Raw genomic sequence first — 22,512 nt, forward strand, 5'->3', positions numbered from 1 at the left:
AACCGCCCACAGCCCCGTCGCTGGACGCCGTTCACCGGGTGACTTGGCCGGCTCGTCCTGGCGGCTGGTCAGGGGCGCGGTGTCCAGCCCGACGGGGTGAGAGCGGTGTCGGCCAGGATCCGGGCGACGGTGTCGTCAAGGGTGCTGTCCTCGCCGATGACGTGTTCGAGTCCACCGGGCAGGAGGTCCAGCGGCCGGTACCAGCCGGCCATCTGCTCGGCGCTCACCTCGGCGGACAGCGGCCGGGTGGCGTGGCGCCGCACCGTCTCGTCGAATCCGATGTCGAGGTAGTAGAGGAAGCTGCGGCCGCGGTGGCCGGCCACCAGGTCGGCGAGCATGGCGCCGTAGCGGCCGGCGTCGAGAATGCCTTCGACGACGGTGTGGAAGCCGCTGTTGAGGGCGTGCCGGGCGACCAGACCGATCAGGGGGATGTTCGCGCCGCCGACGACGTCGCGCTCGCGGAGCACCTCACGGCGCAGCTGGTCCTGTCCGACGATGGCGAGGCCGCGGCCGTAGGCGGAGCGGATCCGGGCGGCGGTGCTGGACTTCCCGGCGCCGCTGGGTCCGCGCACCACCACCAGCACCGTGCCGGTGCTGCCCGTCCCGGCAGCGGTGCTCACGGCGGAGGGCTGATCGACGCTGTCGTCCACGATGCCGACCGTACCCACGGCCAGGACGTGCGACGCGGTCACGGGGTGTGGGACGGGAGGTAGTGCCGAAGCTCATCTGGGGCGCTCGGGGCCTGTATTGCACGTCAGGCAAGTAGGTGTGACCGGTTCGTGCCTTACAGATGTCTGTCTGAGACGACGGAAGCGTGAGAAGCCGCGGGCCGCTCCGGCCGGCTGCTCGGCCCCGGGCCGGCCGGCGGACCATCACGCCGATCACCGCCAAGCGGATCATCGTCTCTGCGTGGGCCGGGCTGGCACCAGCCAGGCGCGCGTCCCCGTAGATAGCGCCGGCCTGTCGTCGGAGGACCGCTTCACCTGCCCGAAGCGCGATGTCGTATCTCCGCCAGCGTCGAGGGGTTCGCTCACGAGAGAGTCAGCGGTGGTTCGTGCTCCTGATCGCGAGCCTGTCCGTCTGGCACTCCGCGAAAGGCGCAGCGCATGCACGTCGTCCCCGGGCTCAAGGTCCTCTACTTCGGAACTCCGGTGGTGCTGATCAGCTCACTCAACGAGGACGGCACGGCGAACTTGATGCCGATGTCCTCGGCGTGGTGGCTGGGTCAGTCCTGCATGCTCGGTCTCGGCGACAACGCCCAGACCACCGCGAACCTGCTGCGGGAGGGCGAGTGCGTGCTCAACCTGCCCTCGTCAGCGATGGTCGACGCCGTCGACCGGATCGCGCTCACCACCGGGAAGCCGGCCGTGCCGGACTACAAGGCGAAGCAGGGCTACCGGCACGAGCCGGACAAGTTCTCGACCGCACGGCTGACCGAGCAGGCATCGGACCTGGTCCGGGCTCCCAGGGTTGCGGAGTGCCCGGTCCAGCTGGAATGCAGGGTCGTCTCGGTCCATCCTTTCGGCGGTCCCGAACCGCATGCCACCGCCTTCGAGGTCGAGGTCCTTCGCGCCCATGTCGAGGAGGACCTGGTCATCCCGGGGACGCACCATGTGGACCCGCTCGGCTGGGACCCGCTGATCATGAAGTTCTGCGAGTTCTTCGGAGGGGGACGCAACGTTCACCCGTCGAGGCTCGCCAAGGGCTGGAAGATGCCGCACCGACTCCGGTCGACGACTGTCTGAGCAGGCTGACGGTCTCGCTCTCGCCCGCCGACGCCTGTCCGAGCCAACTCGTAAGCTGGTCGGACTCATTCAACACTGGAGGTGCCATGCCCAAGGCCTACTGGGTCAGCGTCTACCGCACCATTTCGGACCCTCAGAAGCTGGCTGCCTACAACGAGCTGGCCGCTCCGGCCGTCAAGGCCGCAGGCGGTCGGACCATCGTCCGCGGCGGTCGGGTCGCGGCGCATGACGCCGGGATCGCCGAGCGCACCATCCTGGTCGAGTTCGACAGCTTCGAGCAGGCCGTCGCGGCACGCGAGAGCGCTGCCTACCAGGAGGCGCTGGTCGCCCTCTCCGACGGCGTCGAGCGCGACTTCCGCATCGTCGAAGGAATCGACTGACCGCCGCCTCCGCCCCGCCCCCTGGACACCCCGGGCACCCCGGACACCCCCGGACACCCAGGCGGGCCGACCAGGCGCCCGCCCGGGGCGGGCCGTCGCGGCCGCTCACGCCGTGACAGGGCCAGGACGAAGCCCTCGTACCCCTTCTCCCCCCACCGTCTGCACGGCGGCGGCGGTCAGTCGCGGGTGCGTGCCGGGGTCCGAAGCCCCAACGGCGGGGGCCCGCCCCGGGGTGATGCACCCGGGGCGGGCCCTTGCGGTGAGCCGGTCGCGCTGTGGTGAACTGCGGCGCTGAGGCGTCAGGAGACGGGCGGGAAGGCCTCCACGTCCGGCTTCAGCACCTGGCCGGGCGCGGGTACGGTCTGGTCGACCAGGTAGGAGGTGACCAGCTTGCCCAGCGCCGCGCTGCGGCCGACGGCACAGTGCTCGACCACGTCGACGGTGACCAGCACGGCGCTGCCGAGCTGGCGCTGCATCCGCTCGGCGAACTTGTACTGGGTGGCCGGGTCGTAGAGGTTGCCGATCACCATGACCGGGTTGGCGGTGCGGCGGTTCCACGGGCCGGAGTAGCGCTCGGCGTCACGCGCGGGAGCCGGCCAGCTGGCGCACGCGGGCGCGTCGAAGGCCTGGTAGCGGCCGAAGGTCGGCGACTCCTTCTCCCAGGAACGGGCCAGGTTGGCGAAGACCCGCGGGTTGGACGGGTACGGCTTGTCCTGGCAGTTGACGCCGTAGTAGGAGTCGTCAGCGCTGTACGGGGTCTCCGGCAGGGCCTCGCGCAGAGCGGACGGCACCGTCACGGCCAGCGCCTTGGCGTCGTCGGCGGCGGCCTTCGGGGCGACCAGCGACGGGGCGCCCTGCTGCGCGATCGCCTCGTCCAGAGCCTGCAGCGACTTGGCCAGCGGGGCCTGCCGGCTCTGCGCGTAGAGGGCATTGGCGACCTGGCTGGTGAAGCTGGAGAGAGTCACCGTGGTGCCGCCCGGCAGGGTGACCGGGGAGGTGCGCAGGTGGTCGCGGAGCGCGTCGAACCTCGCCCGGGTGTCGCCCTCGCCGAAGGCACAGCGCGGGGCACCGGCCGCCTTGCAGCGCTTGAGGAACTCGTCCAGGGCGAGCTCGAAGCCGGCGGCGCGCTGCCGGTCGTACTCCAGGCCGTTGTGCAGCCGCAGGTTGGGGTCGACGTTGCCGTCGATGATCACCGCGCGCACCTTGTCCGGGTACATGTTGGCGTAGGTGGAGCCGATCAGGGTGCCGTAGGAGAAGCCGGCGAAGCTGAGCTGCTTGTCACCGACGGCCCGGCGCATCCGGTCGAGGTCGCGGACGACGTTCTCCGTGGACATGTGCTCGATGAGCGGGCCGGCGTTGCGGGAGCAGGCGTCGGTGTAGTCCTCGGTGGCGTCGAGCGTGGCGTCGACCTCCGCCTTGGTGACGGGCACGCCGACCTGCCGGTCGAAGACGGCGGCGGCCTCCTCGTCGGTGGTGAAGCACTTGAGCGGGTTGCTGCGGGCGACACCGCGCGGGTCGAAGCCGACCAGGTCGAAGCGGTCCTGGACGTCCTTGCCGAAACGGGTGGTGGTCGCCCAGAGGTAGCCGCTGCCGCCCGGGCCGCCGGGGTTCAGGAAGAGCGAACCGATCCGCTTGGCCGGGTCGGCGGCGCGGCGGCGCATCATCGCGATGCCGATCTTCTCCCCGGACGGGTTGTCGTAGTCCAGCGGCACCGGGTAGACGGCGCAGTCGTAGATCCCCGGGTCCGGCTTGGTCGGATCGGGGTTGCACGGGGTCCAGGCGACCGGCTCGACGCGGGCCTCGGCGGCCGAGGCGACCGCGCCGGGGTCGGGCGCGGCGGACGCCGCGGCGGCGGTGCCGGCGACGAGGGCGAACGCGCTGGCAACCGCCAACGCCGCAGTGGACATGCGTGACACGCGGGACACGAAACCTCCTCCGGTTCTGCAAACCCGGCCAGCCTGGCAGTGGATGTTCCGAAGGGGAAGAGCATCGACATCGGCGGATTCTGCCGTGTGGACGCCGGGATTCCGGCGTTCTTGCTGCTCAGGCACCAAGTTGACGGTCCTTTTGCCCGAGGTGACGGTCCATCGCCAAATTGCCGGGGCCTCCGCCGTGGCGGACCCCCGCCATGACGGGCGGGGGTCGGCTCGAAGGGCCTCGCCGGTCTCAGGCCCGCGCCACCCCGGCAGCCGCGTCCACCGCCCCCGGCGACGGGACCTCCGCCCCCGGCGACGGGACCTCCGCTGCCGGCGCCGGCGCCGGCACCGCCGCCACCGCGCCCGGCCGGTCGCGCTCCGCCCAGCGGACCGCCGGCCCCATCGCACAGCCGGCCGCCAGGAAGAGCCCGCCCAGCAGCAGCCACCCGGGCGCGCCCCAGTCCAGCAGCAGGGTGGTGAGCAGCAGCGGTCCGACGGTGCGCGCCACCGCCACGCCCGAGCCGAAGAACCCCTGGTACTGGCCGGTCTGGTGGGCGGGAGCCAGGTCGAAGCTGATCTGCCAGGAGCCGGCGGACTGCTTCATCTCGCCCACCAGCTGTAGCGTCGCCGCCACCACCAGCAGGACGGCCGTCCCCCAGAGCGGAACGTCCGCCGCGGTGAGGGCGAACACGGCGCACGAGGCGAGCAGGAAGGCGCCGGCGTCGCGGACGGTGCGGGAGGCGGAGCGGAGCCCGGTGACACCGCGTGCCGTGCGGACCTGGAACGCCATCACGCCGGCGGTGTTGAGGACGAACAGGACCGGCCCCAGCCAGCCGAGGCTCTCCGCCCGGGCCGCGATCCAGAGCGGGATCGCCAGGCTGAGCAGTGGCATCCGCAGCAGCAGCACGGTGTTGACCAGGGTGACGAGGGCGTAGCGCCGGTCCGAGAGCACGGCGAGCCTCCGCTCGGCCCGCGCTCCGCCGCCGGCCGGCCGCGGTCCGGCGGGCGCCGGGGCGGGGGCCGGGAGCCGGAGCAGCATCAGCCCGCTCACCACGAAGCCCACCGCCGTGACGGCGAAGGCGACCAGGTACCCCGCCCGGCTGCCGGTGCTCAGGACGACGCCGCCGAGCGCCGCGCCGAGGGCGAGACCCGCGTTGAGCGTCGACTGCAGCCGGGCCAGCAGCGCCGTTCGCTCCGCCCGCGCGACCAGGCCGGCGATCAGGGCCTGCCGGGCGGCGGTCAGGCCGGACTGTGCGGTGGCGTACAGGCTGACGGCGAGCAGGAACGGCCAGAAGGAGCGGATCGCCAGGAAGGAGGCCACTACCGTGCCGGTGGCCAGGGCGAGCAGGACGGCGGTCCCGCGCGGTCCGCGCCGGTCGGCCAGGTGCCCCAGCGGGACACCGGCCAGCGAGCCGATCGCCCAGGCGACGGCGAGGCCGACGCCGAGCCGGGTCGGGGACATGCCGATGACGCGGGTGAAGTAGAGCGCGGAGCAGGTGTAGTAGGCGCCGTCGCCGATGGAGCCGATCAACTGGGCGACGGCCAGCGTGCGCTGCGGGCCGGCGGGCGGGATGGGACGTACGGGCGACACTGGACTCCTCGATGCCGCGGCCCCCCTGGGCCGGCCGTTCCCCACGGGAACGCTCCTGAACGGTTCCTGACTGGCAGGTTCGATCCTAGGAGAGCAGTGGACCACCGGGCAGGTCCAGCCGAAGCCCGAGATCATGGGCCACTTCGGCACGTCCGGCGGCCGGCCCGGGTGGTGTCCCGCGGCCGTGCCCCGCGGAGGCCGAGCACGTCCGGCGGCCGGCCCGGGTGGTGTCCCGCCGAGCACCCCGCGGTGGCCGAGGGCCGACGCGACAGGCTCCCCGCCGGCGTGCCCGGCGGCGCCCGCCGCACGGTCTGGCGCGGCCCGAACTGTCGTCCGCACGCGGAGGGGCCGCCATCCGGACGGCGGCGGCGCAGGCACCCGGGCCCGTCCGGTGTCGTCCGTGTCCGGCCCATCCGGACCCGCCGGATGTCCGCTCCCGGCCGAAGTGACGGTGTTGACCGGCTCATTGCCCACTCCTATGCTCGTCCGCGTTCGCGTCCGGCACCGGGGCCGGGGCCGCCCGGGCCCGCCCGACCGGAGCCGTCACCGGCTCGAAGGACTCTTCCCATCAGCACCCCCGTCGCACCCACCGACGCTCCCGAGGACGCGGCCGCGGCCGGCGCGCCGCAGACCCCCGCCGCTCCGGGTGCCCCGGCCTCCCCCGGCAGCCGGTCCGCCGAGCCGGACTCGCCGCACCCCGGCCGGCGCCGCTTTCTGACCTACCTGCTGGCCGCGCCCACCCTCACCGTCGCCGCCCGGGCCGGCCTGGACGCCGCCGCACCCGCCACCGCCCGGGCCGCCGTCCGCACCGCGGCCGAACAGTCCTCCGCCCCGGCGCAGTTGTCGGGCCTGCCCGGGATCCCCGATGTCGTCGACCTCGGCGACGCACTGATCCTGGCCGGCCTGCCGACCTCGCACCTTCTGGTGCTGGAGGTCACCGCCGACGGCCGCGCCGCGCTGCACCTGCCGCGGCTGGAGGTCGGCCAGGGCCTCACCACCGCCGTCGCCATGCTGGTCGCCGACGAACTCGACGCCCGGCTGGCCGACGTGGACGTCCCGCTCTCCGACGGCCGCCCGGACCTGCTCTTCAACCAGCTCACCGGCGCCTCCAACTCCGTCCGATCGCTGTACGACCCGGTCCGAGCCGCCGCCGCAGCCGCCCGCGCCCGGCTGGTCACCGCCGCCGCCCGCCGCTGGTCGCTGCCCGCCGACAGCCTGCGCACCGCCGACTCCGCCGTCCTCGCCCCCGACGGCCGCCGCGCCGGCTACGGTGAACTCGCCGCGGAGGCCGCCGAAGTGGCCGTCCCCGCCGTCTCCGCCGCCCCCAAGACACCCGGCCAGCAGCGCCTGGTGGGCCGGCCGACCGGCCGGATCGACGCCCGCGACATCGTCACCGGCAAGGCCAAGTACGCCGGCGACCTCGCCGTTCCCGGCGCGGTGCCCTGCGTGGTCGCCCGCCCCACCACCCTCAACGGCACCCTCAGGTCCCTGGACGCCTCCGCCGCCCGCGCGATGCCCGGCGTGCTCGGCGTGGTCCGGATCCCCACCGGCGTCGCCGTGCTCGCCGAGACCTTCGACCAGGCGCTCAAGGCCCGCGACGCCCTGGTCACCACCTGGAACCCGGGCCCGGTCGCCGCCCTCTCCACCGCCGACATCAAGGCCCGACTGCGCGCCGCCCACGCGCCGTTCCTCGTCCCCCCGCTGCTCACCCGGTACGTGGACGCGGAGTTCGACTTCGCCTTCGTCAACCACGCACCGATGGAGGTGCTGACGGCCGTCGCCGACGTGCGCCCCGGCCGCGCCGAGCTCTGGTTCGCCGCGCAGACCCCGATCGTCGCCCAGCAGACCATCGCCGCCGAGCTCGGCCTGCCGCAGGACGCCGTCACCGTCCACGTGGTGCGCGGCGGCGGCTCGTTCGGCCGCCGGCTCTTCTTCGACGCCGCGCTGGAGGCCGCCCAGGTCTCCCGCGCCGCCGGTCGGCCGGTCAAGCTGATGTGGACCCGCAACGACGACATGCGTCACGGCCGGATGCGCCCGGCCAGCCACCACCGGATCCGCGCCACCCACGCCCTCGGGCAGGTGCTCACCTACGAGCACCGGGCCGCCACCGTGGCCACCGACTTCCGGCACGGCCTCGGCGAGGCGCTCACCGCCGCCGGTTTCAACCTCTCGGTCGCCGGGCTCAGCCTCGCCCAGGCCTTCTTCCTGCTCAGCGAGAAGAACCCCTACGACGTCGGCATCCCGACCCAGTTGCTGGCCGAGATCCCGCTGGAGGTGCCCACCGGCAGCTGGCGCTCGGTCTACTCCGGCACGGTCCGGGTCGCCGACGAGATCATGATGGACGAACTCGCCCGCCGCCTCGGCCAGGACCCGGTCGCCTTCCGCCGGGCCCGTCTGCGCGGTGCCGCCGCCCGGGCCGTGCTGGACAAGGCCGCCGAGGCGGGCCGTTGGGGCCGCCCGATGCCCCCGGGGCAGGCCCAGGGCATCGGCTACCACGACGAGCACGGCAGCCGGGTCGCCTACCTCGTCGAGCTGGACGCCGCCGACCCGGAGCAGCCCCGCGTCACGCGCGCGGTGGTCGCCGCCGACGTCGGCCGCGCGGTCAACCCCCGGGGCCTGGAGGCCCAGCTGACCGGCGCGCTGATCGACGGCATCTCGGTGGTGTTGCAGGCCGGCATCCACATCGACCACGGCGCCGTCCGCGAGGGCAGCTACGCCGACTTCCGCTACGCCCGGCAGCGGCAGAGCCCGCCGTCGGTCGAGATCCACCTGCTGCCGCCGACCGGATCGCCGGGCGGCGCAGGAGAGTTGGGCGTCCCGGCCGCCTCGGCCGCGGTCGCCAACGCGTACGCCCGTGCGACCGGCACCAGCCCGCGCTCCTTCCCGATCGACTTCTGAAGGGCCTCGACCTCCCCATGCCCAGCCACACCTTCGTCCTCAACGGGCAGCCGGTCACCGTCGAGGCCCCGGACGACATGCCCCTGCTCTGGGTCCTGCGCGACAAGCTCGGCGTCACCGGCCCCAAGTACGGCTGCGGGGTGGGTGTCTGCCGCGCCTGCACCAGCCACCTGGACGGTGCGGAGTTCCAGCCCTGCACGGTGGCGGTCAAGGACTGCGCCGGCCGGCAGGTCACCACCATCGAGGGCCTCGCCGACGGCGACACCCTGCACCCCGTCCAGGAGGCCTGGCTCGCCTGCGACGTCGCCCAGTGCGGCTTCTGCCAGCCCGGCCAGATCATGACCGCGGTCGACCTGCTGCGCCGCACCCCCACCCCGACCGACGCCGACATCGACCGGATCCAGAACATCTGCCGCTGCGGCTCGTACCCCCGGATCCGCGAGGCCATCAAGCAGGCGGCCGCCCGGACGGCGTAGGGGCCGGTGTTGGGGGCCGCGTTCTACGTCTCGCACAGCCGAGCGGAGCCGAGCGGAGCCGAGCAGGGGCTGAGCAGGCGCGACGCCCCCGGCCGGGGCGGGCCGGGCGCCCCGCGTACCCCGGGCCAGGGGGGCGGGTGTCAGCCGGCCGCCTTGCGGAGCTTCTCCAGCTGGCGCGCGACCACCTCCTGCGGCACCTTCGTCGCAGGGCCGCCCTTGCCGCCGCCCGACAGGTTGCCCGGGGCGAACACGGCGACCACCGCTCCCTGCCGGACGACCGTCACCTCCTGGGTGTTCGCGCCGTAGGCCAGGGTGTAGGAGACCGCCTCGTCGCCGAGGGCCGGAGCGGGCAGCGCCGCGACCGTGGCCGGCCGGGGGACGCCGCCCTCGTAGTGGGTGCAGCTCTTCAGCGCGGTCCTCAGCGCCGCCAGCACCTGCTTCGCGCCGTCGCCCTCGAAGCCGCCGAGGAGGATGCCGACGCCTGCGCCGCCCGCGTCGGCCGACATCACGCTGCCGGCGGCCTTCGCGGAGGCGGCGGGCCTGATCTTCCCGGTCCGGATGTTCTCCACCGGCTGGCAGTCCTGCGGGGTGGTGGGGAGCGGCTCGCTCCTGCCGGTCTCGACGGGCCACCCGGTCGCGGTGTAGCCGGGCAGGTCGCCGGTGGCGAGGACGGCGGCCTGCAGCTGTACCGCGTCGAGCACGCGCGCGGGCGCGGGCGGTTGCGCCCCGGCGGGCGCGGGCGACCCCGGGACGGGAGCGGTCGCCGGGGCGGCCGCAGTCGGCGCCGCCGGGCCGTCTGCAGCCGCCTTGCCGTCGCCGGCACCGGAGCTCCCGCACGCCGCGGCCATCAGGGCCGCCGACAAGCCGAGCGCCAGCCGGACCACGCGGTTGCCTCGCATCAGTTCTCTCCGTCCACGTCGCATACGTGCCGCCGACCGCCGGGGGTCGGCGGCATCCGGGCGAGGACATGCTGGCAAAGCGGACGGGCGGCATTCAGCCGATCAGCACAATCGGCCCATGAGATGATGAATCGTCATACAGGCGTCCGATTCCGGCGCCGCCGGCGGCAAGCCCGTTCGAACGCGACGCCCGCAGTCGACGTGCCGGGGCCTCGGACGGGACTCTCCTCACCACTTGCCCTGCGGGTCCCGGCCGAAGAAGGCGGCCAGCCGGTCGTAGAGCGGAGCGTCCTCGGCGACGGACACCTCCGGGCCGAAGGCGTGGTTCTCCTCCTCGCTCCCCCGGAACTCCGGGCGCAGCGCGGCCCGGGCCCAGGCCAGCGAGGCGCGGGCCACCTCGTGGTCCAGGCCCTCGGTGGACTGGCCGGTGGCGTGCGCGAGGTCCCAGCCGTGGACGGCGAACTCGGCGATCTGCTGGTCCAGCGGGAAGCGGGCGGGCACCTCGGCACCTCCGGGCAGCTCGATGACCCCGTCCAGGTCACCCGCGCCGCGCCAGGCGGCGACCAGCTCCTCGGCCCCGGCCTCGAAGACGTGCAGCCAGTCGTCCTCGATCCGCTCGAAGGACAGCGACCAGTCGGGGTTGCCGCCGTTCGCCCGGACGGCGAACTGCCGCAGATCGAAGACGAGGTGGCTGATGAGGTCGCCGACGTCCCAGGACCGGCACGGCGTCGGGTGGCCGGCCAGCTCGGTGCCGACGCCGTCGATCAGACCGGCGGTCTGAGCGAGCGCCCGGGCGAGCAGCTCGATCGGGTCGGAGCTCGGGTTCCCGCTTCCGGTCATGGGAGGAGCCTCTCGGTGGTTCGGTCAGGTGAGCGGACCGGCCGATCGTAAGCGGGCGCACCGACAACCGGCCCCGCGCAACACCGCGCCGGGCCGGGTGACGCACGCACCGTTCGACCGGGTGACGCACGTGCCGTTCTGCCGGGTGACGCCCGCGCCGCTCGTCGGGTCGCGCGCCGGCCGGCCGTGCCGCTCACGCGCCGGCGGCGCGCCGGCCCGGGCACCCGGGCCGGCGTGCCGCTGCACCCGTAGCAGCCGGTTCAGGCCACCACGCCGCCGTCGACGGCGATCTCGGCACCCGTGATGTACCGGCCGTCCTCACCCGCGAGGTGGGAGACGGTCGCGGCGACGTCCGCGGCGGAACCGAACTCCCCGAGGGCGGTCAGCCCGCGCTGGAAGTCGGCGCCGGGGCCGTCCGCGGGGTTCATGTCGGTGTCGATCGGCCCCGGGTGGATCACGTTGACCGTGATGCCGCGCGGACCGAGTTCGCGGGCCAGCCCCTTGGTGAGCCCCACCGTCGCGGCCTTGCTCGCGGCGTACAGCGTGGCGCCGGAGAAGGCGACGCGGTGCGCGAGACAGCTACCGATGGTGATGATGCGGCCGCCCTCGCCGAGGTGGGCCGCGGCGGCCTGGGCGAAGAGGTACGGCGCCCGGACGTTGACCTCCAGCACCCGGTCCACGTCCTCCAGCGCCACGTCCTCGATCGGACCGACCGCGCCGACTCCGGCGTTGTTGACCAGGATGTCGAGCCGGCCGAACCGCTCCGCCACGGCCGCCACCACGTTGCGGACCTCCTGCGGGTCGGCGCTGTCCGCGCGGACCGCCCAGCCGCGCCGGCCCATCGCCGTGATCTTCCGGGCGATCTCCTCGGCCCTCTCTGCGCTGCCCAGGTAGGTCACCACGACGTCGGCGCCGTCCTCGGCGAGCCGCAAGGCCGTCGCCGCGCCCATCCCCCGGCTGCCGCCGGTCACCAGGGCCACCTTGCCGTCGAGCTTCGCCGGCTTCGTCATCGTCATATCGTTCGAACTCCTCGTCTCGTTCTCGGACATGACTCGATCCTCGGCCCTGGCGACCCGCGAGTCCGGCGGCATTCGGACATCGAGTTCAACGTTCAACAATCCGCCGCTCGCCCTGCTCCTCCCGCCCGCCGGACGGCAGCGGAGCCAGCCGCCGCTCGGCCGCTGCGGCGGGGCCGGCCGCAGGCCCGCCCCGCCGCGCGAGAGCGGGAGCCGAACCGCGGCCCGCCGTCCGGCTCCCGCAGGTGCCGGCGCGCGCGGTCGTCGAAGCCGGCTCCCCGAAGCGCCGTCAGCGCCAGGCGCGCGGCGGCAACCGGGGCGGGCGCGGCGGCAACCGCGGCGCGAAGCACCCCAGGCTGCACCGCAGCGGCCGCCCCCTCCGGGAGGGGCGGCCGCTCGGTGCGGGCGGGCGAGCCGTCAGAGGCTCAGGGCCTGGCCGGGGAAGATGAGGTCGGGATCGGCGCCGATCGTCTTGACGTTCTTGGCGTGCAGGCTCGCGGTGTCGGTGCCGAACTTGGCCGCGATGCCGCTCAGGGTGTCGCCGCTCTTGACGGTGTAGCTGCCGGCCGACGGCGCGTTCGTACCCGCGGCCTTCGGCGGCGCCGACTTCCGGGCAGGCGCGGTCTGCTGGGGCGCCGGCTTCTGGGGGGCGGACTTCTGGGCGGGTCCGGCCTGCTGGGGCACAGCCTTCTGCGGGGCGGCCTTCTGGGGGGCGGCCTTCTGCGGGGCCGGCTGCTGGGCGGGCTTGGCCGCCGGGGCCGAGGCGTCGACGGCGGCCGGGGCGCCGCCCTTGCTCAGGCCGGCCTTCTTCGAGCAGACGGGCCAGGCGCCGGGGCCCTGCGAGGCGAGGACCTTCTCGGCGACCGAGATCTGCTGCGCCCTGGTCGCCTGGTTGGCCTGCGGCGCGTAGGCGGTGCCGCCGTACGCGGCCCAGGTGGACGGGGTGAACTGCAGTCCGCCGTAGAAACCGTTGCCGGTGCTGATGCTCCAGTTGCCGCCGCTCTCGCACTGGGCGACGGTGTCCCAGGCCGAGGCGGGCGCGGCGGAGGCCGAGGTGGCCGTGACGAGGCCGGCCACCGGCAGGGCCGCGACGGCCCCGCCGACCAGCGCGAGGCGGGCACGGCTGCGGCGCTTCCCGGGGGTGGTCGTGGTGGTGTCGGCGGTGGTGGCAGCGGCGGTCTCGTGACGGATTTCCATGAAAGTCCTCTCGGCAAACCCCGGGCGGGCAGGCGGAACCAGACCCTTGGCAGGGCCCGTCGCGCTCACCTCACTCGATGGGCGGCCTCGCACGTGTCGGACGTGCCGTGCCGCCCCGGTCACCCCTGCTCGGTGACGGCCTGTTCGAGCCGGCCGTGTCGGCAGGCACCGCCCTCGCGCCGGTGGTCAGTCGGCGGGCCGTGCGTCGGGGGGTGGACCCGGGTGGTGCTCGTTGCACCGCCAATGAAGCTAAGGGCCCTCCCGGCACGGCTTCAAGCGGTTCCTGGAGGTCCCAGGTCAGTTGACTGTTACCGGCGGTACGGATCATGAAAGCCCACCCGAAATGGACAGGTCTGACTGGATTTTCAAGATCAAACGGTCAATTTCCGTGCCGTCACTCACATCTATCGGATTGTCGGATCTAACAATCAGTCACCTGAGGGCGAGGGTGGTGCTACTGACCGTCACCGCCCGCGCCGGAGTTCCCCGTTCCGGCGGGCCACGGAGTGACCTGCGCCACAACGGTCACTCACCGTGTCCATGCCGTTCGCACTGCGTAGTACACCACCAGTCCGTATCCGACGCAGTACGTGACCCGTCGCACCCTCGGCGAGAGCCGGGCACCGAGCGAAACGCCCACCGCCGCGAGCAGTTGCTGCCACGTCAGCGAGGCCGCCAGGACGCCCGCCACGAAGGCCGACCCGGCCGCGGCGCCATACGGGCCACCGGACAGGGCACCCGCGCCACCGCCCGTGACCAGGGCGGCGAAGTAGAGCGCGGTGGTCGGGTTCACGGCCGTCAGGGCCGCGAACCGCAGGAACACCCGACCGGGCCCGGCGGGCGCGGTCACGGCCGCTCCGGCGTCCCCCGGCCCCGGCTCCGGCCCCGCGGCAGTCCCCTGCCCCTGCCGCGGCCCCACCGCCGGCTCCCGGCGCAGCCCCAGGAGTCCCCGGACCGCCACCAGCACCAGCACCACCGCCGCGGCGGCCCGCGCCCAGGCCTCCCAACCCGAGAGAACCGATGCGAGCCGCGAACCGAGCGCGGTGGCGAGCGCCGCGTAGGCCATGTCGACGAAGGCCACCGCACACGCCGCACTCACCGCCGCCGCGCGCCCGCGCCGCCCCTCCTCCAGCAGCAACACCCCGACCGCCCCCAGCGGCACCGCCACACCCAGACCTGCGCCGACGCCCGCCAGCGCCGCCGCGCCCACTCCGTTCACCATGGCCGCCACGGTGGCGCACCGGCGCCGGGAAGCACGGCCGGATTCGGGCCCGCGCCGCGATAATCGCGGCATGGACGACCTCGACAGAGAGATCCTCGGCGAACTGCGCGCGGATGCGCGGATCTCCTACCGCGACCTCGGGGCCCGGGTGGGCCTGAGCGCCAACGCGGCCGCCGACCGCGTCCGACGGCTGCTCCGCACCGGCGTGATCCGCGGCTTCACGGCGCTGGTCGACCCGGGCGCCGACGCCACCCGCCCGGGCCTGACCGTCTTCATCGACGTCCGGCTGCGCCAGGACATGGACAGCGACGACTTCGAGACGATCGCCCTCCGGCTGCCCGGCGTCACCGAGACCGCGCACGTCACGGGCGAGTACGACTACCTGCTGCGGGCGCGGGTCACCGACGCCGCCGGGCTCGACCAGCTGCTGCGCCGGCTCAAGCACGAGGCAGGTGTCGCCCACTCCAGCACCCGCATCGCCCTGCGGATCGCCTCGCGCTGAGCCACCGGCCGGAGGCCGGTGCGGCGGCCGGCGTCAGGGTCGGGGCCGGTGCCGGGGCCGGTCCCGGTGCCCGGGCCCCGCAGCGGCTCACACCTCACCGCCCAGCCCGGCGTCCCGTGCCAGCAGGGCCGCCTGCACCCGGTTCTCGCAGCCGAGCTTGGCCAGGATCCGGCTCACGTACGTCTTCACCGTCGCCTCGCTCATGTGGATCCGGGCCCCGGCGTCCGCGTTGGACAGCCCCTCCCCCAGCAGCGCCAGGACCTCCAGCTCACGCTCGGTCAGCGCCTCCAGCCGCCGCCGGGCCGCCGCACCGCGCGCCACGGCCGGTCCGCTGCGGCCGCCGGCCAGCGAGTCCACGATGTGCCGGGTGGCGGCGGGCGAGAGGAAGGCGTGCCCGGTGGCCGCCGCCCGGACGGCCTGGATCAGCTCCGCCGGCGCGGTGTCCTTGAGCAGGAATCCGGCGCCGCCCTCGCTCACGGCGCGCAGGACGTTGTCGCGCTCCCCGAAGGTGGTGAGGATCAGCGCCCGCGCGCCGGGAACCGCCCGGCGCAGTTCACCGAGCGCGGTGAGGCCGTCCATCACCGGCATCTGGATGTCCAGCAGGACGACGTCGGCCCGGTGCGCCAGCGCGAGGTCCACGGCCTGCCGGCCGTCGGCGGCCTCGGCGACGACGTCGATGTCGTCGGCGGAGGACAGGATCATCCTGATCCCGGCCCGGATGAGTGGCTCGTCGTCGGCGACGAGGACTCGGATCACTGCTGGTCGTCCCCTCGATCGTGCAATCGGCACTGTTCGGCCCCATCCTCACACCCCCCGGATCCGCAGCCCCGACCGGACCTCCCCACCGCCCCCGGTCCCCTCCCCCGTTCGCGGTCCGGAGGCGCGGAATCGCCTTGAGTCCGCCTCGACCGGTGATCGACAATCAGCCGCCGCAGCAGGCGGACGTCCGACCGCGAAGGAGCCCTCCCGTGATGCTCGACCGTGACCCCGTGTACGGCGAGGTGGACCTCATGGCCTCGGCCAAAGAACTGGGCCGGCTGGCCGAGGCGGTCGCCCGGCGCGCCGGGCTGCTCGCGGCCACGGCCGCGCCGAACCGCAACGCCCTGATGGGAATAGAGGTCAGGGCGACTCCCGGCCCCGGCGTGCTGCTCCACCACGACCCCGAACGGCACCTGCTCGTGATCGGCGGCGACGCCGCAGCGCGCGCCGTGCTCGCCGAGAACCTCCGTGGCATGGCCGCTGCCGGGGCCGGAGGCCATCTCCACGTCGAGTACCACCCCGACCACTTCTACCTCGCCGAAGGCTCCCTCCCCCTGGTGGTCAACAGCCCCCACGCAGGCATGCCGAAGCACCGGGAGTGAAGCTCACCTGGTCGGGAAGTGCTGCTTCTCCACCAAAACACCGTCCTTGAAGCAGAACCGGATCACGGTGTCGTCGCCCCAGCTGCCGTTCGATTCGGCGGCTATGAAGTGGCGGCAGTGGGAGCCGGCGGGCGGGGTCGGGCCGAGGCGTTCGTAGTCCCTGGTGAAGAAGCCGTTGCCGGAGGGCAGCCGATGCAGGACGTCGGCCTCCGGGCTCCCGACCTCGATGGAGTCGTAGAGCGATCCCTTCACGCTCGACTCGTCGAAGGCCTGGACGAAGGCGATCACCCCCCAGACCAGCAGGCCCAGCACGGTGAGCACGACGAGCACCCCGCCCACCGCACAGCCGATCGCGGGGCTGCGCCGGCGCTGCTCCCCCGGGCCGCCGGTGACGGGCGGCAGCCCGTCCAGCAGCCAGTCCTCCACGCCGATCACCCCGCCTGCTGCCGCCGGGCCGCCACCGGGCCCCCCGGCCGCGCCGCCGGACCCCTCGTAGGGCAGCAGGGCGGCGAGCCGGAAGCCCGCCTCCGCGGTCGGCCCGGCGTGCACCATGCCGCCGACCAGCCTGGCCCGCTCGCGCAGGCCGGTCAGCCCCTGGCCGCCGCTGACCACGGCGGTGCCGCCACCCGCCCGCGCGCCGACCGGCTCGGGCGCGGGCGGGTTGGCGACCTCCACCACCAGGGCGTCCGGCTCGTAGCGCAGTGCGACGGTGATCGGGGCGCCCGGCGCGTGCTTGTGCGCATTGGTGAGCGCCTCCTGGACGATCCGGTAAGCCGCCTGGCCGACGCTGACGGTCAGCTCGCGCCGCTCACCGTCCTGGCGGAGGACGACGTCCGTGCCGGCCGCACGGGAGGACCCGACCAGCTCCGCGATCCCCTCCACGCCACCGCGGCCGGCGCCGCCGAGCGCCGGGCCGGGGCCCTGTGCGGTCGGCGCGGCGGTCGACTCGTCGTGCAGCACGCCGACCACGTCGCGCAGTTCCCGCATCGCGGCGACGGCCGCCAGCCGCAGCACGCCGACCGCCTCCCGCTGCCGGTCGGTGAGGGTGCGGTCGACCTCCAGCGCGCCGGAGTGGACGGAGATCAGGGCGAGCTGGTGGCCGAGGCTGTCGTGCATGTCCTGGGCGATCCGGTGCCGCTCGCGCAGCCGGGCCTGGTGGGCCACCATGGCGCGCTCGCGCAGCAGTTGCTCGTTGCGCTCGCGCAGCGCGTCCGTCAGCGCCCGGCGCTGCGCCCGGTAGCGGCCCCAGAGGCCGGGCAGCACCGCGAGCAGCAGGTACGCGCCCAGCGAGAGCCCGGCCACCGCCTTGAGCGGCACCGAGCCGGCGTCCTTGACGATGCCGGTGCCGGCGATCAGCAGGAAGCCGGCGGTGAACGAGCCCACCAGCACACCGACCCGCTTGATCCGGGCACCGGCCGACCAGCCGGCGCAGACCAGCAGCGGCAGCGGCCCGGCGCTTGCACCGGCCCCCGCCGCGGTCAGCACCAGGACCGTCGAGGGCAGGCCGCGCCGGAGCAGGAAGAGCACCGCGACGGCGGGCCCGAAGGCCAGGTGGAACCCGGTTCTGCCGACGTAGTCCAGCAGCGTCGCGAGTGCTCCCAGCACCAGCGCGCAGCCGACCTCGCGCACCACCAGCCCGGTCCGCCAGGGACCGGGGAGTGCCGTCCGTACCGCCTTCGACCAGGCCCTTGCCAGTGCATCCACCCGTGGAGGCTAGCGAAGCGGGCGGCCCGGGCGCCTGCACCCTTCGTCGCGACCGACCCCGACGAAAGTCGCGAACCGGTGGAAGGGCGGCACGTCAAGTGGCTCTGCACCGACCGGCGCCCGAGCACATCCCTCACCGACCGTCGGATCGGTCCGGGACACCGGATGAGGCCGTGCCGGCGCGCGGCCGGCACGGCGTGACGGCACGAAGGGCGGTGCCGCGGTGTGCGCGCACCGCGGATCCGGGCCTCTCAGGACCGCCGGTCCCCCGGGAGCCGCCCGTACGCCGTGAGCATCAGTGCGACGTCGTCCACCCGCTCCGTGGACCCCACCTCGCGCAGCAACCGCTCCGCCATCCGGTCCAGGTCCCCGTCCGCCGGGTCTCCCTCCCCCGCGCTCCCCCCGAGCTCGCCGAGCGCGAGCCGCAGCCGGTCCACACCCTGGTCGATCGCGATGGCCGGGTCCTCGACCAGCCCGTCCGTGTAGAGGGCGATCAACGAGCCGCGGGCCAGCTCCAGCTCGCTGACCGGGTACTCGGCCAGATTGTCGATGCCGAGCAGCGGCCCGCCCTCCACGTACAGCGCCTCGCTGCTGCCGTCCGGGTGGCGCACCACCGGCGGCAGGTGCCCGGCACGGGCGACCAGGGCGCTGCCGTCGCTCGGGGTGAACCGGATCAGGCAGCAGCTGGCCAGCAGGCCCGGGTCGAGGTCGAGCAGCAGCAGGTTGGTGCGCACCAGGACCTCGTCCGGCGCGTGCCCGCTGGTGGCGAAGGCGCGGACGGCGCTGCGCAGCTGCCCCATGGTGGCGGCGGCGCCGACGCTGTGGCCCTCGACGTCGCCGATGACCAGGGTGAGGTCGCGGCCGGTGACGATGGCGTCGTACCAGTCGCCGCCGATCTCCATGCCCTGGGTGCCGGGCAGGTAGCGGGCGGCGATCCGGACGTCCTCCAGGAGGGGCAGCCGGTGCGGCAGCAGGGCCTGCTGCAGGCCGCGGGCGAGGGTGAACTCGGCGTCGTAGAGCCGGGCGCGCTCCAGCGCCTGGGCGATGAACCCGCCGAGGCCGGTGAGCAGTCCGCGCTCCTCCACGGTGAACGCGCGGGGCTCGTCGAAGCCGATGATGCAGCTGCCGACGGGGTGCCCGGAGGCGATCAGCGGCAGGAACGCCCAGGCGCCCATCTCGTCGAGGGCGATCCCCGGGTAGGCGGCGGCGAGGGCGTGGACGTTCTCGAAGAAGATCGGCGCGCCGGTGCTGAGCGTCTCGGCCCCGGGCACCCGGGCACCCGTCGGGGTGCCCTCGAAGCGGTCGAGGAAGCCGTCGGGGTACCCGCTCTGCGAGATCAGGTGCAGTCGCTTGTCGCGGACGGCGTAGATGGCGAGCTCCTGGCCGCCGAAGGCCGGCAGGATCTGCTCCTCGACGGCGCGGCAGACCTCGCGGACGGTCACGGCCTCGCTGAGCGCGCTCGCGAGCTGCAGCAGGTGGTACATGCCGCCGACGCCGGGGCGGGCGCCGAGGTCGGGCTCGGGTTCGGTCGGCTTCCCGGTGCGGCCCGGCGGCGGCTCGGCGGCGACCACCCGGCCGGTGACGCCGTGTGCGTCCGGGTAGAGCGAGAAGGCGAACCAGTCGTCCGGCGGTCGGGCGGCCAGGAAGGCGGTGGGCTGCTGGGAGAGCATGGCGGCCCGGTAGCGGTTCTCGTAGACCGGGTCCGAGAGCCAGGGCAGCACCTCCCAGGGGTGGTGGCCGACCAGGTCCTCCCGGCGGGCGCGCAGCAGCAGCTCGACGCTGCGGTTGGCGTAGGTGATCCGGCCGTCGGGGTCGAGCGAGAAGACGCCGTCGTGCAGCCGCTCGACCGCGGCCGCGGCGGCGGTGCCGGTGCGGGTGTCCAGGACGGCGCCGACGAGGTGGGCACGCCCGTCGGGAACGCCCTCGGGGACGCGGGCCCAGAGCTCGACGGGGTAGTGGTGGCCGTCGCGGTCCAGCACCCGGACCCGGGCGGCCAGCATCCGGCCGTGGTCGAGGGCGGCCCGGGCGGCGGCGCGGAACTCGGGCAGGTCGCCGGGGGCGATCCGGGTGGTCAGGCTGGCCGCCCGGCCGTCGAACTCGGCGGGGTCGAGGCCGAGGATCTCGCAGAACTGGTCGTCGGCGGAGATCGCACCGGTGGCCACGTTCCAGTCGAAGAGCCCGACCCGGGTGGTGGGCGGCCCCGGGGGCGCCAGCTCGACCACCGCGGTGTCGCCGTTGGGCTCGATCGGGTACCCGGCCTCCTCCAGCTGCGCCAGTCCGGCGGCCAGCCGGTCGGCCGCCTTCCGCAGGTGCGACCGCGCCTCCTCCGGCACCCCGTCGTCGGAGGAGGGCCAGAGCGCGCTCACGACCCCGTACCGGGCCTCGCCCCTGCGGACCGGAACGCAGGCCGAGGCGTAGTCGTAGGGCAGACCGACGGCCAGCTGCGGGAAGCGCCGCATGGTGTCCTCGGTGTCGGACAGCGTGATCGTCCGCCCGGTCCGGTAGCACACCGCCACCGGCATCGGGCCCGCCGCGGCGACCCGGCGGAACGCGCTCATCAGCGAGAGCGGCACGCCCGCGATGGTGCAGAGCACGAGCGAGCGGCGGTCACGCGAGCGCAGGTAGACCAGCGCGCCGTAGGCGCCGGTGCTCTCCAGCGTGTTGCGGGCGGTCGTGGCCAGCAGGGAGTCCCGCTCGTGGGCGGCCCGGGCGGCGGCGTCGCTCCGCCGCGGACGGTGCGGGTCGGGACGCGTCGCCCGGGCACGAGCGGTCGGCTGCGGACCGGACGGGTCCGCCGGCACACCCTGGCGCATCCTCTCTTGCTACGCCGGGGTCAAGGGACTGTCAAGGCGAGCCCCCGCCGCCCCGGGGTGCCCGTCCGTCCCGGCTGCGCCAGCATGGGGGCATGCCGCCCCCTCCCGGCCCGACCACCGTGGTCAACCTCAAGGGCCACCGCGACGACCCGGACTACGCCGACGTGGTGTACGTCGGCCGCGCCGTGCACCGCGGCGGCTGGCACCTGGCAGAGTCCCCGCTGCACTGCCCGTACCGGCCCGGTCCCGACCTCACCCGCGAGGAGATGCTCGTCCGCTACCGCGCGTACCTCCTCGACCGCCCCGAGCTGCTCGCCCTCCTCCCCGGGCTGCGCGGTCGCCGCCTGGGCTGCTGGTGCGTCCCCCTCCCCTGCCACGCGGAGGTCATCGCCGACCTCGCCGACCACCCGCCGGAGGAGGCGTAGCCGAGGGCCGTCCGCAGGCGCGTCCGGCGGGCCCGCCGGAGCCGGGAGCGCCCGGGCGCCTGCGAACGACCGGGCGCCGCTCGGATATCCTCCGTCGGAAGGTGCAGCACGGCGGCTGCCCAGGGGGAATCGAGTACGGAGATGCAGCACCCGGCGTCCGGGCGGACCGACGCGGCCGAGGCGGCCTCCTGGCAGTGGGACGGCGAGGCCGAGGGAGCACCGGTGGCACCGGCCGACGTGATCGGCGGTGGCCGCGGGGACGACGACGGGCGGTGGCTCGGCCGGCGCCGGCTGCTGCTCGGCGGGGCCGGGGTCCTCGCGGCGGGTGCGGCGGCCTGGGCGCTCGGCCGCTCGGGCGGCGACGCCCGGGAGCCGGCGCCGAAGCCGCAGCCCACCCGGCTCAGCGGGCCGGCGCCGCTCTGGTCGTACCGGGGGCCCGAGGGGATGACGCCCGAACGGCTCGGCGACCGCCCCGCGCGGCCGCTGTTCCTCTCCCGCGCCGGCCTGCAGGTGCTCGACCCCGCCACCGGCTCGGTGCTGCGCACGCTGGCCGTCGACGCGCCGCGGTCCGACTGGCCGAGCGACACCGACCTGCCCGGCCTGCGGGTGGTCGTCTCCGGCGACCGGCTGTTCACCGCCTCGCCGGGCCACCTCGACTCCCGCCACCTCGTCGAGCCTGCCGCGGAGTGGAGCCTGCCGCTGGCCGAGGAGCTGGGCACCAGCGCGACCCTGTTCGGCGCCGACGGCGACATCGTCTTCGGCCGGGCCGAATCCCGGCCCTTCCTGGGGACCGGCAACCTGTTCGCCGTGCGCTACCCGGACCGGGCGGTGCTCTGGTCCCGGGCCTCGACCGGCGCCGAACGGCCGTTCTCCCCGGCGACCCCGGCCGGTGGCCGGATCCCCCTCCTCGACACCTCGACCGGCGGCGGCCGGCTCGTCCTGCTGGAGACGGCCACCGGGCGGCGGCTCTGGGAGGTGCCCACGGAGGTCGGCCTGGGCTGGGCGGTGGCCGACGAGCAGCACGTCTACGTCCCGCGGCACCCCGGCGCCGTCCGGGCGCTGCGGGTGGCCGACGGGACGCCGCACTGGTCGGTCGAGCCCGGCCCCGCCGACTCCAGCCGCTGCCTGCCGCCGGTGACCTCCGGCGGCACCGTCTTCGTCCCGCGCGACAGCGGCCTGGTGACCGCCCACGCCCTCGCCACCGGGGAGCGGCTCTGGGACGTCTGGCTGCCGTTCCGGCTGGACCGGCGCAGCCGCCCGCTGGTGGCGGGCGGGCTCCTCCTGGTCCCCGGTCCGGCCGCCTCCGGCGTCCAGGCACTCGACGCCGCAACCGGGGAGGAGCGGTGGACGTTCCGCGACTCGGGGCCGGGCGTGGACGTCTGGTCGCTGGCCGCCGACGACCACCGGATCTACGCCGGCCACGACGACGTGCTGCACGCGCTTCCGCTCGCCTGACCGGCACGCCCCGGCCCCGTCCGGGCCGCCCCGGCCCCGTCCGGGCCGCCCCGGCCCCGTCCGGGCCGCCCC

At 74.8% G+C, this 22,512-nt stretch carries 19 protein-coding genes; 8 read left to right on the plus strand and 11 right to left on the minus strand.

Going from position 1 to position 22,512, the window contains the following annotated elements:
* Nucleotides 1–68: 68 nt before the first annotated feature.
* Nucleotides 69–650 (minus strand): kinase, encoded by a 582-nt coding sequence (locus MCM47_RS29180; RefSeq protein ID WP_238864672.1) that lies wholly within the window; start codon nucleotides 648–650, stop codon nucleotides 69–71.
* A 456-nt stretch (nucleotides 651–1,106) separates the two neighbouring features.
* Here MCM47_RS29180 and MCM47_RS29185 point away from each other — a divergent pair, with 456 nt between their 5' ends.
* Both MCM47_RS29185 and MCM47_RS29190 read left to right on the plus strand, forming a co-directional pair.
* Entirely contained in the window at nucleotides 1,107–1,745 is a 639-nt protein-coding gene (locus tag MCM47_RS29185) for a flavin reductase family protein (RefSeq protein ID WP_238864673.1), read from the plus strand.
* Nucleotides 1,746–1,831: 86 nt separating this feature from the next.
* Nucleotides 1,832–2,125, plus strand: a complete 294-nt coding sequence (locus tag MCM47_RS29190; RefSeq protein WP_238864674.1) for a DUF1330 domain-containing protein — start codon at nucleotides 1,832–1,834, stop codon at nucleotides 2,123–2,125.
* 299 nt (nucleotides 2,126–2,424) lie between these two features.
* Here the strand turns inward: MCM47_RS29190 and MCM47_RS29195 are convergent, their stop codons facing one another.
* Both MCM47_RS29195 and MCM47_RS29200 read right to left on the minus strand, forming a co-directional pair.
* A complete protein-coding gene (locus tag MCM47_RS29195; RefSeq protein WP_238864675.1) occupies nucleotides 2,425–4,017 on the minus strand; it encodes an alpha/beta hydrolase in 1,593 nt (530 codons plus the stop codon).
* Between the two features lie 274 nt (nucleotides 4,018–4,291).
* Nucleotides 4,292–5,632 (minus strand): MFS transporter, encoded by a 1,341-nt coding sequence (locus MCM47_RS29200; RefSeq protein WP_238864676.1) that lies wholly within the window; start codon nucleotides 5,630–5,632, stop codon nucleotides 4,292–4,294.
* Nucleotides 5,633–6,058: 426 nt separating this feature from the next.
* On the opposite strand from MCM47_RS29200, the gene MCM47_RS29205 reads away from it, so the two are divergent.
* Nucleotides 6,059–8,530: a xanthine dehydrogenase family protein molybdopterin-binding subunit gene (locus MCM47_RS29205; protein ID WP_238864677.1), complete on the plus strand. Its 2,472-nt coding sequence runs from the start codon at nucleotides 6,059–6,061 to the stop codon at nucleotides 8,528–8,530.
* A gap of 17 nt (nucleotides 8,531–8,547) precedes the next feature.
* Complete coding sequence (locus MCM47_RS29210; RefSeq protein ID WP_238864678.1) at nucleotides 8,548–9,006, plus strand: (2Fe-2S)-binding protein; 459 nt, start codon at nucleotides 8,548–8,550, stop codon at nucleotides 9,004–9,006.
* A 140-nt stretch (nucleotides 9,007–9,146) separates the two neighbouring features.
* On the opposite strand, the gene MCM47_RS29215 is transcribed toward MCM47_RS29210, so the two are convergent.
* From MCM47_RS29215 to MCM47_RS29240, 5 genes are all read right to left on the minus strand, one after another.
* Nucleotides 9,147–9,905, minus strand: a complete 759-nt coding sequence (locus MCM47_RS29215) for a hypothetical protein (RefSeq protein ID WP_238864679.1) — start codon at nucleotides 9,903–9,905, stop codon at nucleotides 9,147–9,149.
* Nucleotides 9,906–10,133: 228 nt separating this feature from the next.
* A complete protein-coding gene (locus MCM47_RS29220; RefSeq protein WP_238864680.1) occupies nucleotides 10,134–10,745 on the minus strand; it encodes a TIGR03086 family metal-binding protein in 612 nt (203 codons plus the stop codon).
* 260 nt (nucleotides 10,746–11,005) lie between these two features.
* The gene (locus MCM47_RS29225) at nucleotides 11,006–11,761 is read right to left on the minus strand and encodes an SDR family NAD(P)-dependent oxidoreductase (protein WP_374209227.1); all 756 of its coding nucleotides are present in this window, start codon (nucleotides 11,759–11,761) and stop codon (nucleotides 11,006–11,008) included.
* Nucleotides 11,762–12,178: 417 nt separating this feature from the next.
* Nucleotides 12,179–12,958, minus strand: a complete 780-nt coding sequence (locus MCM47_RS42695; RefSeq protein ID WP_305068037.1) for a transglycosylase family protein — start codon at nucleotides 12,956–12,958, stop codon at nucleotides 12,179–12,181.
* A 529-nt stretch (nucleotides 12,959–13,487) separates the two neighbouring features.
* Nucleotides 13,488–14,180, minus strand: a complete 693-nt coding sequence (locus tag MCM47_RS29240) for a LysE family transporter (RefSeq protein WP_238864681.1) — start codon at nucleotides 14,178–14,180, stop codon at nucleotides 13,488–13,490.
* 70 nt (nucleotides 14,181–14,250) lie between these two features.
* On the opposite strand from MCM47_RS29240, the gene MCM47_RS29245 reads away from it, so the two are divergent.
* Nucleotides 14,251–14,682 carry an Lrp/AsnC family transcriptional regulator gene (locus MCM47_RS29245; protein WP_238864682.1) on the plus strand — a complete coding sequence of 144 codons (432 nt, stop codon included), beginning with the start codon at nucleotides 14,251–14,253 and terminating at the stop codon, nucleotides 14,680–14,682.
* Nucleotides 14,683–14,769: 87 nt separating this feature from the next.
* On the opposite strand, the gene MCM47_RS29250 is transcribed toward MCM47_RS29245, so the two are convergent.
* Complete coding sequence (locus tag MCM47_RS29250) at nucleotides 14,770–15,438, minus strand: response regulator transcription factor (protein WP_238864683.1); 669 nt, start codon at nucleotides 15,436–15,438, stop codon at nucleotides 14,770–14,772.
* A 215-nt stretch (nucleotides 15,439–15,653) separates the two neighbouring features.
* Between MCM47_RS29250 and MCM47_RS29255 the strand changes: the two genes are divergently transcribed.
* The gene (locus MCM47_RS29255; RefSeq protein WP_238864764.1) at nucleotides 15,654–16,043 is read left to right on the plus strand and encodes a hypothetical protein; all 390 of its coding nucleotides are present in this window, start codon (nucleotides 15,654–15,656) and stop codon (nucleotides 16,041–16,043) included.
* 3 nt (nucleotides 16,044–16,046) lie between these two features.
* On the opposite strand, the gene MCM47_RS29260 is transcribed toward MCM47_RS29255, so the two are convergent.
* Both MCM47_RS29260 and MCM47_RS29265 read right to left on the minus strand, forming a co-directional pair.
* Nucleotides 16,047–17,747 (minus strand): sensor histidine kinase, encoded by a 1,701-nt coding sequence (locus MCM47_RS29260; protein WP_238864684.1) that lies wholly within the window; start codon nucleotides 17,745–17,747, stop codon nucleotides 16,047–16,049.
* A gap of 251 nt (nucleotides 17,748–17,998) precedes the next feature.
* A complete protein-coding gene (locus MCM47_RS29265) occupies nucleotides 17,999–20,560 on the minus strand; it encodes a SpoIIE family protein phosphatase (RefSeq protein ID WP_238864685.1) in 2,562 nt (853 codons plus the stop codon).
* 92 nt (nucleotides 20,561–20,652) lie between these two features.
* Here MCM47_RS29265 and MCM47_RS29270 point away from each other — a divergent pair, with 92 nt between their 5' ends.
* A complete protein-coding gene (locus tag MCM47_RS29270) occupies nucleotides 20,653–20,985 on the plus strand; it encodes a DUF4326 domain-containing protein (RefSeq protein ID WP_238864686.1) in 333 nt (110 codons plus the stop codon).
* Nucleotides 20,986–21,126: 141 nt separating this feature from the next.
* Nucleotides 21,127–22,440 carry a PQQ-binding-like beta-propeller repeat protein gene (locus MCM47_RS29275; protein WP_238864687.1) on the plus strand — a complete coding sequence of 438 codons (1,314 nt, stop codon included), beginning with the start codon at nucleotides 21,127–21,129 and terminating at the stop codon, nucleotides 22,438–22,440.
* The last annotated feature ends 72 nt before the right edge of the window (nucleotides 22,441–22,512 follow it).

Origin of the sequence: Kitasatospora sp. A2-31, assembly GCF_022288725.1 — a bacterium.
GTDB lineage: Bacteria > Actinomycetota > Actinomycetes > Streptomycetales > Streptomycetaceae > Kitasatospora.

What these genes read in the sequence shown, in the direction of transcription:
- MCM47_RS29185 (WP_238864673.1), top strand. Translation starts at nt 1,107, where the DNA reads ATGCACGTCGTCCCCGGGCTCAAGGTCCTCTACTTCGGAACTCCGGTG.
- MCM47_RS29190 (WP_238864674.1), top strand. Translation starts at nt 1,832, where the DNA reads ATGCCCAAGGCCTACTGGGTCAGCGTCTACCGCACCATTTCGGACCCT.
- MCM47_RS29205 (WP_238864677.1), top strand. Translation starts at nt 6,059, where the DNA reads ATGTCCGCTCCCGGCCGAAGTGACGGTGTTGACCGGCTCATTGCCCAC.
- MCM47_RS29210 (WP_238864678.1), top strand. Translation starts at nt 8,548, where the DNA reads ATGCCCAGCCACACCTTCGTCCTCAACGGGCAGCCGGTCACCGTCGAG.
- MCM47_RS29215 (WP_238864679.1), bottom strand. Translation starts at nt 9,905, where the DNA reads ATGCGAGGCAACCGCGTGGTCCGGCTGGCGCTCGGCTTGTCGGCGGCC.
- MCM47_RS29220 (WP_238864680.1), bottom strand. Translation starts at nt 10,745, where the DNA reads ATGACCGGAAGCGGGAACCCGAGCTCCGACCCGATCGAGCTGCTCGCC.
- MCM47_RS29225 (WP_374209227.1), bottom strand. Translation starts at nt 11,761, where the DNA reads ATGACGATGACGAAGCCGGCGAAGCTCGACGGCAAGGTGGCCCTGGTG.
- MCM47_RS42695 (WP_305068037.1), bottom strand. Translation starts at nt 12,958, where the DNA reads ATGGAAATCCGTCACGAGACCGCCGCTGCCACCACCGCCGACACCACC.
- MCM47_RS29240 (WP_238864681.1), bottom strand. Translation starts at nt 14,180, where the DNA reads ATGGTGAACGGAGTGGGCGCGGCGGCGCTGGCGGGCGTCGGCGCAGGT.
- MCM47_RS29245 (WP_238864682.1), top strand. Translation starts at nt 14,251, where the DNA reads ATGGACGACCTCGACAGAGAGATCCTCGGCGAACTGCGCGCGGATGCG.
- MCM47_RS29255 (WP_238864764.1), top strand. Translation starts at nt 15,654, where the DNA reads ATGCTCGACCGTGACCCCGTGTACGGCGAGGTGGACCTCATGGCCTCG.
- MCM47_RS29265 (WP_238864685.1), bottom strand. Translation starts at nt 20,560, where the DNA reads ATGCGCCAGGGTGTGCCGGCGGACCCGTCCGGTCCGCAGCCGACCGCT.
- MCM47_RS29270 (WP_238864686.1), top strand. Translation starts at nt 20,653, where the DNA reads ATGCCGCCCCCTCCCGGCCCGACCACCGTGGTCAACCTCAAGGGCCAC.
- MCM47_RS29275 (WP_238864687.1), top strand. Translation starts at nt 21,127, where the DNA reads ATGCAGCACCCGGCGTCCGGGCGGACCGACGCGGCCGAGGCGGCCTCC.